Annotated in this window: 11 protein-coding genes; 9 read left to right on the top strand and 2 right to left on the bottom strand. The window is 65.1% G+C overall.

Annotated features, from left to right (window positions below; genetic code table 11):
- Window positions 1-362: 362 nt before the first annotated feature.
- From HZB49_RS14495 to HZB49_RS14455, 9 genes are all read left to right on the top strand, one after another.
- On the top strand, window positions 363-1,124 hold the full coding sequence (locus HZB49_RS14495; RefSeq protein ID WP_291612460.1) for a crotonase/enoyl-CoA hydratase family protein: 762 nt from the start codon (window positions 363-365) through the stop codon (window positions 1,122-1,124).
- 172 nt (window positions 1,125-1,296) lie between these two features.
- Entirely contained in the window at window positions 1,297-2,958 is a 1,662-nt protein-coding gene (locus HZB49_RS14490) for a bifunctional metallophosphatase/5'-nucleotidase (protein ID WP_291612475.1), read from the top strand.
- Window positions 2,959-3,024: 66 nt separating this feature from the next.
- Window positions 3,025-3,951 (top strand): histone deacetylase family protein, encoded by a 927-nt coding sequence (locus tag HZB49_RS14485; RefSeq protein WP_291612458.1) that lies wholly within the window; start codon window positions 3,025-3,027, stop codon window positions 3,949-3,951.
- A gap of 71 nt (window positions 3,952-4,022) precedes the next feature.
- On the top strand, window positions 4,023-4,274 hold the full coding sequence (locus HZB49_RS14480; protein WP_291612456.1) for an exodeoxyribonuclease VII small subunit: 252 nt from the start codon (window positions 4,023-4,025) through the stop codon (window positions 4,272-4,274).
- A 140-nt stretch (window positions 4,275-4,414) separates the two neighbouring features.
- Window positions 4,415-5,731, top strand: a complete 1,317-nt coding sequence (locus HZB49_RS14475) for a hypothetical protein (protein ID WP_291612453.1) — start codon at window positions 4,415-4,417, stop codon at window positions 5,729-5,731.
- A 301-nt stretch (window positions 5,732-6,032) separates the two neighbouring features.
- Window positions 6,033-7,958 carry a 1-deoxy-D-xylulose-5-phosphate synthase gene (dxs, locus tag HZB49_RS14470; RefSeq protein ID WP_291612452.1) on the top strand — a complete coding sequence of 642 codons (1,926 nt, stop codon included), beginning with the start codon at window positions 6,033-6,035 and terminating at the stop codon, window positions 7,956-7,958.
- Window positions 7,959-8,126: 168 nt separating this feature from the next.
- Window positions 8,127-8,678, top strand: a complete 552-nt coding sequence (locus HZB49_RS14465) for a nucleoside 2-deoxyribosyltransferase (RefSeq protein ID WP_291612450.1) — start codon at window positions 8,127-8,129, stop codon at window positions 8,676-8,678.
- Between the two features lie 2 nt (window positions 8,679-8,680).
- Window positions 8,681-9,433, top strand: coding sequence for a TlyA family RNA methyltransferase (locus HZB49_RS14460; RefSeq protein ID WP_291612448.1), 753 nt, complete (start codon window positions 8,681-8,683; stop codon window positions 9,431-9,433).
- A complete protein-coding gene (locus HZB49_RS14455; RefSeq protein WP_291612446.1) occupies window positions 9,426-10,664 on the top strand; it encodes a methyltransferase in 1,239 nt (412 codons plus the stop codon). The genes HZB49_RS14460 and HZB49_RS14455 overlap by 8 nt, the downstream gene beginning before the upstream one ends.
- A gap of 114 nt (window positions 10,665-10,778) precedes the next feature.
- Here HZB49_RS14455 and HZB49_RS14450 read toward each other — a convergent pair whose 3' ends face one another.
- Together HZB49_RS14450 and HZB49_RS14445 are read right to left on the bottom strand one after the other, a co-directional pair.
- Window positions 10,779-11,135: a monooxygenase gene (locus HZB49_RS14450; protein ID WP_291612444.1), complete on the bottom strand. Its 357-nt coding sequence runs from the start codon at window positions 11,133-11,135 to the stop codon at window positions 10,779-10,781.
- Window positions 11,136-11,237: 102 nt separating this feature from the next.
- Complete coding sequence (locus HZB49_RS14445) at window positions 11,238-12,089, bottom strand: DUF1194 domain-containing protein (protein WP_291612442.1); 852 nt, start codon at window positions 12,087-12,089, stop codon at window positions 11,238-11,240.
- Window positions 12,090-12,098 lie beyond the last annotated feature (9 nt).

Below are 12,098 nucleotides of genomic sequence, written 5' to 3'. Positions count from 1 at the left end.
CGCAGCCCGTCTCGGCGGCTGGAATTGCTACTACAAGCCACCCGGGCCAAAAACCATGCGCGACGGCTGGACCCGTCTCGCCGCAACTCTCGAGGGCTATGCACTTGCCGCTCAATGCTAAAATCCGGGAATCCCCTAGCTTGCGGGGGAGGGAGCCCTCGCAGCGTTCGTCCCTGACTTTCAGATTGCTTCTACTTGCTGCGTGATCGCGCGACATAATCGCGCAAGCGTCGCGTTTTGCTCATGGCCGCTCTCCGGGAAAAGGCCGCGATGCGGCTTGGGCGCGGCGGCGGATCATGTAGGATATCGGCCAATGACTCGCCGGCGGCAGCGCGGCGGCGGGTTCGCCGGGGATACGCCGCATGACCGAACACCTGATTGTCGCCGACGACCACCACGCGCGCGTCATCACGATGCGGCGGCCGGAGAAGAAGAACGCGATCACGCAAAGCATGTACCGCGCGATGAGCGATGCCATCGACACCGCGCAGAACAACCCGGACATCCGCTGCCTCATCATCACCGGCGGCAGCGGCGTGTTCACCGCCGGCAACGATCTCGAGGATTTCCTCAAAGCCGGCACCGCGAACGCCGACACGCCGCGCGCGTCGAACGCGCAGAAATTCCTCTATTCGCTGGCGCACAACACCAAGCCGATCATCGCCGCCGTCGACGGCGTCGCGATCGGTATCGGCACCACCATGCTGTTCCATTGCGACTATGTGCTGGCCAGCAAGACTGCGACCTTCGCCACGCCCTTCATCCATCTGGGTCTCGTGCCGGAAGGCGCCTCCAGCCTCCTGATGCCGCGCACCATGGGACACCAGCGCGCCTTCGCCACGCTGGTGATGGGCCGCACCATGCACGCCGACGAGGCGCGCGAGGCCGGCTTCGTCAACGAGGTGGTCGCCGCTGGCCACACCGAGGCCGAGGCGCGCAAGGTCGCGCGCGAAATCTGCGCGCTGCCGGCGGAAGCCGTCGCCATCTCGCGCAAGCTGTTGAAGCTGCCGCCGGAAGACCTGACCCGCCGCATCGACCAGGAAAGCCATTTGTTCGGCGAGCGCATGCGCTCGAAGGAAGCCGTCGCCGCGTTCCAGGCGTTCTTCAAGAGGAAGAGGGGCTGACCCCGTTGCCACACCCACTGCCCTCATCCTGAGGAGCGCGCCTCGGCGCGCGTCTCGAAGGATGGCCGCAGGCTGGATCGGGGCCTCGTGGTTCGAGACGCCGCATTGCGGCTCCTCACCTTGAGGGACTCTTCGTGAAATCGTCGCCGCGATGATTTAAGATGGCTTGATGATGCTCTCGCCTGCCAGACTCCTCGCCATCGTGAGCCTTGCCCTCGCCGCCTCCCCCGCCTTCGCGCAAGGCAAGGAGCCCGTCGACCTGCGCATCCTCGCCATCAACGACTTTCACGGCTATCTGCAGCCGTTTGCCGGCGGTATCCGCATCGACGATCCCGCCGACAGGACGAAGAAGGTCACCGTGCCCGCCGGCGGTGCCGAGCACATGGCGACGCTGGTGAAAGAACTGCGCGAGGGGCGCAAGCATTCGATCTTCGTCGCAGCCGGCGATCTGATCGGCGCCAGCCCCTTCCTGTCGGCGCTGTTCCACGACGAGCCGACCATCGAGGCGCTGTCGCTGATGGGGCTGGAGGTCGCCTCCGTCGGCAATCACGAGTTCGACGAGGGCAGGAACGAGCTGCTGCGCATGCAGGATGGCGGCTGCCACCCGACGGACGGCTGCCGCGGCCCGCACCGTTTCGAAGGCGCGAAATTCCGCTATCTCGCCGCCTCGACGATCGAGAAGAGCACGGGCAAGAGCCTGTTTCCGCCTTACGCGATCCGCGAGTTCGACGGCATCCCGGTTGCCTTCATCGGGCTGACGCTGAAGGGCACCGCCGGCATCGTCTCGCCGGCCGGCATCGCCGGGCTCGAATTCCGCGACGAGGCGGAGACGGTGAATGCGTTGATACCGGAGCTGCGCGCGAAGGGCGTCGAGGCGATCGTGGTGCTGATCCACGAGGGCGGATTTCCGACCGGCGACTATGACGGCTGCTCCGGCATTTCCGGGCCGATCGTCGAGATCGTCAAGAAATTCGACAAGGCGGTGGACCTCGTGATCTCCGGCCACACCCACCGCGCCTATCTCTGCGAGATCGACGGACGTCTCGTCACCAGCGGCGACAAATACGGCACGCTCGTCACCACCATCGACCTCAAGCTCGATCCGGCGACGCGCGACATCGTCGCCGCAAAGCCCGAGAACCACATCGTGCGCAGCGCGACGATCGCGAAAAATCCGGAGCAGACCGCGCTGATCGAGGCTTACGAGAAACTTTCGGCGCCGATCGCCAACCGGCCGGCGGGCGTCATCACCGAAACCCTGTCGCGCATGCCCAACGATGCCGGCGAGAGCATGCTCGGTGACATCATCACCGATGCGCAGCTGGCGGCAACCGACGGCGACAAGACCGGCGGCGCCGTGATCGCCTTCACCAATCCCGGCGGCATCCGCAGCGACATCGTGAAGACGGCCAATGGCGAGGTCACCTACGCCGACGTATTCGCCGCACAGCCTTTCCGCAACCAGCTGGTGACGATGACGCTGACGGGGCAGCAGATCAAGGACGCGCTGGAGCAGCAATGGGCGGACCCGAAACGTCCGCGCATCCTGCAGGTCTCCAGGGGTTTCGGCTTCGTCTGGGACGGCAGCAAAGGCGACGGCGAGCGCATCCCCGCCGAGCGGATGACCCTGAACGGCGCACGGATCGAGCCGGCCGCGCGCTATCGCGTCACCGTGAACAGCTACCTTTTCGACGGCGGCGACGGCTTTACGGCCTTTACCAAGGGCACCGACACGCTGACCGGCATCTACGATGTCGATGCATTATATGACTACTTCCTCAAGGCCAGCCCGATCGCCCCGGCCCCGGGCGGCCGCATCAGCAGAATCAATTGATTTGCAAGGCCCTTTTGGCCTACCTACCCTTTCTAACCTGCCGCTCTCGCCCTAGATTATCGCTCCATGACGCTTTTCCTCACCCACCAGGCCTGCCTCGATCATCTGACGCCGCCCGGCCATCCCGAACGGCCCGACCGGCTGCGCGCCGTCGATGAGGCGCTGGCGCAGGACAGATTCAACGCGCTGGTGCGCGATCAGGCGCCGGAGGGCAATCTCGACCAGGTGACGCTGTGCCATGGCGAGCATTACGTCACGGAACTGCGCCACATCGCGCCCACCTCGGGCATGATCTATATCGACGGCGACACATCGATGTCGCCGGGCACCTGGGAGGCGGTGATGCGCGGCGTCGGCGGCGCGGTGTCGGCCACCGATGCCGTGATGTCGGGCAACCATCCGAACGCCTTTGTCGCAGTGCGCCCGCCCGGCCATCATGCCGAGGCGTCGAAGCCAATGGGCTTCTGCTTCTTCGACAATGCCGCGATCGCAGCAAGGCATGCGCAGCGCAAATACGGCATCGCGCGCGCGGCCGTGGTCGATTTCGACGTCCATCACGGCAACGGCACGCAGGACATCTTCTGGGCCGACCCGACCGTGATGTACTGCTCGACTCACCAGATGCCGCTGTTCCCGGGCACCGGCGCCAAGGGCGAGCGCGGCGAGCACGACACCATCGTCAACGCGCCGCTTGCGGCCGAAGACGGCAGCGCCAAGTTCCGCTCGGCGTTCGAGAACCTCATACTGCCGCAGCTGACCAAGTTCAGCCCGGAACTGATCGTCATTTCCGCGGGCTTCGATGCGCATTATCGCGATCCGCTGGCTTCGCTGAACCTGAAGGCCGAGGATTTCGCCTGGGTCACGAAGAAGCTGCTGGACCTCGCCGACCAGACCGCCGGCGGCCGCGTCGTCTCCGTGCTGGAGGGCGGTTACGATTTGCAGGGACTGCAGGAGTCGGTCGCCGCCCACGTCACCGCATTGATGGGCGGCTAGAACGCCGCCACAATGGCGAAAACTCCTCTTGATTCCGCGTCCGGGCAATCCGGCGCATTGGGAAACCGCAGATGGCCGAGAACACGCAAGGCGACGTGAAGAAGCTCACCTTCGAGCGCGCGATCGAGGAACTCGAATCGATCGTCAAGCGGCTCGAGGAAGGCAAGGTGCCGCTGGAGGAGTCGGTCGCCATCTATGAACGCGGCGAAGCCCTCAAGCGCCGCTGCGAGGAGTTGTTGCGCCAGGCCGAGGCCCGCGTCGACAAGATCACCACCGATGCCTCCGGCCAGGCGACGGGGACCGAGCCGCTCGACGTGCAGTGACGGCGTTGCCCGCGGGGCTCCCTTCAAGCGCCATTCTTCAGCGACCGGCCGAATCCAGCCCCTGCCCCGGCGCGACCGAATTAGCTCTATCCGCCCGGTACGGCCTGCTATAGTCGCGCGGCCATGGGGAACAGACTTTAGTGCGCGTGAAGCACCGCCATATCATCTACATCCAGGGATACGATCCCCGCGGGCTGGCGCAGTACTATCGCATGTTCCGGACCGAGCTGCGCAAGTTCGCACGGCTCTACGGCATCTCCGCCACCACCACCCGGCCGCAAGCCGCCGACAGTGGCGAGATCGCCTCCTGGGCCATCGAGACCAAGGCGGCCGACTGGCAGACCAGAACCGATTACGACTTCCTGCGCTTCGAGGATTTCATCCAGCGCGACCTCGCCCAGCCGATCTGGCGCATCGTGTTTCACGCGGTGTGGATTTACTGGCGGCTGATCCTCCGCGGGACTGCGTTCCGCTTCTTTGCGACGAGCTGGCGTTTTGCCACCTTCATCACCTGGCCGCACATCGTGCTGCTGGCCGAAGCCATTTGCGTCGGCGCGATCGCCTTTGCGGTCGAATGGGGGCTCGCCGCACTCGGCGTCCCCCATCTCTTCAGCATCGCAGTCGCCGCCGCCGTCTTCGTTGCCGTGCTCGGCACCGTGCTGAAATACACGGAAAAGCGGACCTACGTGCTATATCTGCTGTCCGACACAATCTGGACCTGGCAATTCTCGCATCGCCAGCGCCCGGACTGGGACGCGCGCATCGACCGCTTTGCGCAGCATCTGGTGAAGGTCGCCGGTTCGAGCGAGGCGGAAGAGATCGTGCTGGTCGGCCACAGCTCGGGCTCGTTCCTCGGCGTCGAGATGCTCGCGCGTGCGCTGAAACTCGATCCTGTGCTCGGCCGTCACGGGCCGCGCATCGTGCTGCTCACCATCGGCGGCAATTTCCCGATCGTCGGCTATCATGCGGCCTCGCAGGATTTCCGCGACCACATGCGCATGCTTGCGGTCGAACCCTCGATCGACTGGATCGACTGCCAGGCCCGCAAGGACGTGATGAACTTCTTCCAGTTCGACCCCTTGGCCGCCCACGGCATCGACGTCGGCGCCGCGCGGCGCAACCCGACCATCGTGCCGGTGCGCTTCAAGGAGATCATCCTGCCCGAGCACTACAATTCATTCCGCCGGCAGTTCTTCCGCGTCCACTTCCAGTTCGTGATGGCCAACGAGGTGCCCCACGCCTACGATTTCTTCATGATCGTGTGCGGCCCGGTGCCGCTGACCGAGCGCATGGCGGTGCCGCAGGCCGCGCTGACGGTGGCGACCGGCGACCCGACCGCCCGGGAATGGGCATGGAAACAGCTGGAAAATGCCCGGTCCGGCCCTAAAGAAGCCGAGGAACCGGGCACGAATGAACCCATGGCCCGCCGCGCGGTTAATCCTTCCAGGCTCTTGTGACCCCTCGACGGCCGTTTCGAAACCCGGGCGGGTTGGCTTTGGCTGAGGCTTTGGTGTAAAGCTTGCGGTTCTATGGGCTGTTGGGGGCTGGTGTGCCACCGCCGGGTGTGGCGGCAAACGCTTCAAATGGCTCGCGAAAATTGACCGGGACGGGTGGAAGACGCCTTAGGTGATGAAAATCACATTGAACGATTTGGGTCGCCGCTAAGGCTAACCAATCAGGCTCCTCGCTGCGCGGTGGATGCGCAAACCCAATTCTCGTCGGACCTCGCGTTCCGACATGCAAAACTGGAATATCGCTGTGACCGCATTTAGTAAGACGCCGCTTCTCGACACCATCAAAACCCCCGACGATCTGCGCAAGCTCAAGATCGAGCAGGTGCAACAGGTCGCCGACGAGCTTCGCCAGGAAACGATCGACGCGGTCTCGGTGACCGGCGGTCATTTCGGCGCCGGCCTCGGCGTGGTCGAGCTGACCACCGCGATCCACTACATCTTCGATACGCCCCGCGATCGCCTGATCTGGGACGTCGGCCACCAGGCCTATCCGCACAAGATCCTGACCGGCCGGCGCGACCGCATCCGCACGCTGCGCACCGGCGGCGGCCTTTCCGGCTTCACCAAGCGCAGCGAGAGCGACTACGACCCGTTCGGCGCGGCGCACTCCTCGACCTCGATCTCCGCCGGCCTCGGCATGGCGGTGGCCCGCGACCTCTCCGGCGGCAAGAACAACGTGATCGCCGTGATCGGCGACGGCGCGATGAGCGCCGGCATGGCCTATGAGGCCATGAACAATGCGGGCGCGATGAATTCCCGCCTGATCGTCATCCTCAACGACAACGACATGTCGATTGCGCCGCCCGTCGGCGCGATGAGCGCCTATCTGTCGCGGCTCTATTCCGGCAAGACCTATCGCACGCTGCGCGAGGCGGCCAAGCAGATCAACAAGCGCCTGCCCAAGATCATCGCCAACCGCGCCAACCGGGTCGAGGAATATTCCCGCGGCTTCATGATGGACGGCGGCACGCTGTTCGAGGAGCTCGGCTTCTATTATGTCGGCCCGATCGACGGCCATAACCTCGACCATTTGCTGCCGGTCCTGAAGAACGTCCGCGACATGGAAGAAGGCCCGATCCTGGTCCACGTCGTGACCCAGAAGGGCAAGGGCTACGGTCCGGCGGAAGCTTCCGCCGACAAGTATCACGCGGTGGTCAAGTTCGACGTCGCCACCGGCACGCAGGCCAAGGCCAAGCCGAATGCGCCCGCCTACCAGAACGTGTTCGGCCAGAGCCTCGTCAAGGAAGCCGAAAAGGACAAGAAGATCGTCGCCATCACCGCCGCGATGCCGTCAGGCACCGGCGTCGACATCTTCAACAAGGCCTTCCCCGACCGCACCTTCGACGTCGGCATCGCCGAGCAGCATGCGGTGACGTTTGCGGCCGGCCTCGCCAGCGAAGGCTACAAGCCGTTCTGCGCCATCTACTCCACCTTCCTGCAGCGCGGCTACGACCAGGTCGTGCATGACGTCGCGATCCAGAGTCTGCCGGTGCGCTTTGCCATTGACCGCGCCGGCCTCGTCGGCGCCGACGGCGCGACCCATGCCGGTTCGTTCGACAACGCCTATCTCGGCTGCCTGCCGAACTTCGTGATCATGGCCGCTGCCGACGAGGCCGAGCTGGTGCACATGGTCGCAACCCAGGTCGCGATCAACGACCGCCCGAGCTCGGTGCGCTACCCCCGCGGCGAAGGCCGCGGCGTCGAGATGCCGGACGTCGGCATCCCGCTCGAGATCGGCAAGGGCCGCATCATCCGCGAGGGCAAGAAGGTCGCCCTGCTCTCCTTCGGCACGCGGCTGGCCGAATGCGAGAAGGCGGCCGATGAGCTCGCCGCCCATGGCCTGTCCGCCACCATCGCGGACGCCCGCTTCATGAAGCCGCTCGACGAGGAGATGGTCCTGAAGCTGGCGCGCGACCACGAGATCCTCATTACCATCGAGGAAGGCTCGGTCGGCGGCTTCGGCTCGCATGTCATGCAATACCTCTCCGACCGCGGCATGCTCGACGGCGGCCTGCGGATGCGCTCGATGGTGCTGCCCGACGTGTTTCTCGACCACGACTCGCCGAACGCGATGTATGCGCGCGCCGGCCTCGACGCCAAGGGCATCGTCGCCAAGGTGTTCGAGACGCTGGGCAAGGACTACAAGACCGAGAGCGTCAAACTCGCCTGAGCGCAGACCGGACACCAGACCCCACCTCTCCCGAAGGGAGAGGTCGGATCGCGCAAGCGATCCGGGTGAGGGGTTCAGGTGCCCATTTGAGACCACAACCCCTCACCCGGCGCTTTGCGCCGACCTCTTCCTATGGGAGAGGTGTTCGACCTCAGCCTCAGGTGACGCATGCATATCTATCTGGCAGGACCCGACGTGTTCCTGCCGGACGCACTCGATATCGGCAACAAAAAAACCGACATCTGCAGGCGCCACGGCGTAACCGGGCTCTATCCGCTCGACAGTGCGATTGATCCCGCCACGCACGACGCCTCGCTGCAGATCTTCAAGGGCAATGAAGCCATGATGGATGCGGCGGACGCGATCATCGCCAATCTCACGCCGTTCCGCGGCCCCGGCGCCGACCCCGGTACCGTCTACGAGCTCGGCTACATGGCCGGCCGCGGCAAGCTCTGCCTCGCCTACAGCAACGAGCCCTCGACCTATGCGGAACGCGTCCCGCACTTCACGAAGGTGACAAGAACCCTCGAAAAGCGCCTGATCGACAGCGACGGATTGACGGTTGAGGATTTCGGCCTGATGGATAATCTGATGATGATCCATGCGCTCGACCTGCACGGCTCGCCGCTGGTGATGCCGCAAGCAAGGCCTGCGGACATCTGGCACGACCTCACCGCGTTCGAGGCGTGCGTGCGCCTCGCGGCCAGGAAACCGGACTGATCGTGGCAAAGCAAGGCAACAGCGAAGCTTCCCGCAAGCGCGCCGACGTGGTGCTGGTGGAGCGCGGCCTGTTCGAGAGCCGGGCACGCGCCCGCGCGGCGATCGACGCCGGCCTCGTCATCGCCAATGACCGGCAGGTCGCGAAGGCTTCGGAAGTCATTCCGGCCGATGCGGTGCTGCAGGCGCAACCCGCGCACCCCTGGGTCTCGCGCGGCGGCGTCAAGCTCGCGGGCGCGCTGGAGACCTATCCGATCGAGATCGAAAATCACGTTTGTCTCGACATCGGCGCCTCCACCGGCGGCTTCACCGAGGTACTGCTGGCAAACGGCGCCGCGATGGTGTTTGCCATCGATGTCGGCCACGGCCAGTTGCACCACTCCCTGCACGGCCACCCCCGAATCGTGTCGATGGAAGGCACCGATATCCGCAAGCTGGAGAACACCCGCTTGCCGCTGCGGCCCGACGTGGTGACGATCGACGTCAGCTTCATCTCGCTGAAGGCGGTGCTGCCGGCGGCGCTGTCGCTGGCGGCCAGCCCGATGCACCTGCTCGCCCTGATCAAGCCGCAATACGAGGCGGAGCGGAAGAACTACAAGGGCGGCATCATTCGCAACGCCATGGTGCACCAGCAGGTCTGCGACGACATTACGGCGTTCGCAGCCTCGCTCGGCTGCACCGACATGCAGGTGTTCCCCTCCTCGATCCCCGGCGGCGACGGCAACATCGAGTTCTTCCTCGGCGCGCGGCGTGGCTGAGATCCTCTTCATCGATCATGTCGGCCATCGCGGCGACGGCGTGGCGCTGTCGCCCGGCGGCAACATCTACGTGCCGTACACGATAGGCGGCGAGACCGTGGAAGCGGCCGAGGTTCACGGCCACCCCGACCGCCGCCGCCTCGTCGAAGTCAGGCAGGCCAGCCCCGAACGTATCGCGCCGTTCTGCCCGCATTTCACCGTCTGCGGCGGCTGCGCCATCCAGCACTGGGATGAGGCGGCCTACCGCGCCTGGAAGCGCAACATCGCCGTGGAGACACTGGCGCAGACGGGCATCGCCGGCGACGTCGCGGCCCTGGTCGACGCCCATGGCAGCGGGCGACGGCGCATCACCCTGCATGCGCGGATGGGCACGCATGAGGTGCTGAAGGTCGGCTTTGCCGCAGCACACTCGCACGACATCATCCCGATCGACCGCTGCCCGATCCTCGATCCCGCGCTGGACGGCGCGCTCGATGCCGCCTGGGCGATCGCAGAGACCCTGAAGCCTGCGCGAAAGCCGCTGGACATCCAGTTCACGGCCACAAGCGGCGGCCTCGATGTCGATGTCCGCGGCTCCGGGCAGGTCACGATGGCGATGACGACAAAACTCTCCGCCATCGCGCAAGCGCACCGGCTGGCGCGGCTGACGCGCCATGGCGAACTGGTGCTGATGCGCAATCCGCCGGTCGTCACCATGGCGACCGCGCAGGTGACGCTACCGCCGGGCTCGTTCCTGCAGGCGACCGCTGCCGGCGAGGAAACGCTCGCCGCGCTGGTGCTGGACCATTGCAGGAAGGCCAAGCACGTCGCCGACCTCTTCTGCGGCGTCGGCCCGTTTGCGCTAAGGCTGGCTGCGACGTCGCGCGTGACGGCATTCGACAGCGATGCCGGTTCGGTGGCGGCGCTGCAAAAGGCGGCGACCACGACCTCCGGGCTGAAGCCGGTCAGAGCGGAAACGCGCGATCTGTTCCGCCGCCCGCTGGTGCCGCAGGAACTGCGCGATTACGACGCCATCGTGTTCGACCCGCCGCGACAGGGCGCGCAGGCGCAGGCCACGCAGCTTGCCGCGAGCAAGGTGCCGCTGGTGGTCGCGGTCTCCTGCAACGTCACGACCTTCGCGCGCGATGCGAAGATTTTGCTCGATGGCGGCTACCGGATCGACGGCGTCACGCCGGTCGATCAGTTCCGCCACACGCCGCATGTCGAGCTGGTGGCGCGGTTTTCACGATAGAATCGTAGATGGGTGGAGCGAAGCGAAACCCATCGACTGCCCCGCCACTGGCATGATGGGTTTCGCTTCGCTCAACCCATCCTACCTAGCCGTCGACCCGTCTCATGCCGCCGTCTATTCCGCAGCGATCGAGATGGGCACGCCGTTGACACGCGTTTCACCTCGCACATTGTCGACGGTGACATGCGTGTCATACCAGGTGAGCCGGGGACGGACACCGAAACGCTGCGTCAGTTCGGCGATCCGGGCCTCGGTAAACCATGCTTCGGCGGCGGCGCGGCTCTCCCAAAGATAGACGCCGCCGGTGCCAGTCTCTCCATTGAGGTAGTCCTTGCGGATCAAGCCTTTTCCGGCGAGCCCGCGATAGATCGGCGCCGAGCCGGTTCCACCGGCGACGGCCTGCTCCTGTGTACGCTTCGGTAGATCAAACTGAACGACGACGATGCAATTGCCCATGGTTGCGCCTTTCATGCCGTGCTGAGATCGCAGGAGGGGTAGAGCGCAGCGAAACCCATCGAATACTTGCCGTGAAGATGATGGGTCTCGCTGCGCTCTACCCATCCTACGGCAACATCACCGCCCCCACCGGTCCTGCCAGATTTTCTCGCCGATCAGGCAATTGACCCGCGGCTCCCTGCCCTGGGCGGCGGCCGGCACAACCGGGCGTTCCGGCGTGCGGCCGGCGACTTCGAGCAGCAGCTTGGTGCGGATCGCTTCCTTGAACTTGTCGCGGTCCTTGATGGTGACCACGAAGGAGCCGGGGCCGCCGATCACGCAGTCCTCGTAATAATAGTCGAGGTTGTCGATATCCATGGTCGAATAGGACGGCTCCTTCACCATGATCGGCAGGCCGTTGATGATGATGCCCTTCTCCAGCGCCGCGTCGCGCGCGGTAGTCACCGGTATGCCGTTGTTATTGGGGCCGTCGCCGGAGATGTCGATCACCCGCCTCAAGCCGCGATAGTTGTTCTCCTCGAACAGCGGCATTGCAAAACTGATTGCGCCGGAGATCGAGGTGCGCGAGGCGCGGCGGATCGGCGTCTTCATGATCTCTGCAGCGACGGCGTCCGCCGATTCCGGCCCGTCGATCAGCCGCCAGGGAATGATCAGCTTCTGGTCGGTCGAGGCGGCCCATTCGAAATAGGTAATGGCGATCTTGCCGTTCGGCCCGGCCTTCAGCGCCTGCAGGAATTCCTTGGAGATTATGGCCTGCGCATAGCCCTCGCGCTGGATCGCCAATTCATCCATGTCCATGGAATAGGAGACATCGACGGCGAGCACGAGCTCGACATCGACGGTGGCTTCCTTTTCCGCAAGACGGGGGTTGGTCTGGTTGCCCGGGCCGGGCGCGGCAACACCCGCCACGTCGCCGCCGGCCAACATGCCCGCGACAAGCACCGCTCCGATCGAGACATACCAGCGCATCGCGCCCCT

The sequence above is a fragment of the Bradyrhizobium sp. genome, assembly GCF_016219575.1.
Lineage (GTDB): Bacteria > Pseudomonadota > Alphaproteobacteria > Rhizobiales > Xanthobacteraceae > Bradyrhizobium.
Note: the sequence above shows the minus strand (reverse complement) of the source record. Positions and strands in the feature narration are given on the sequence as shown.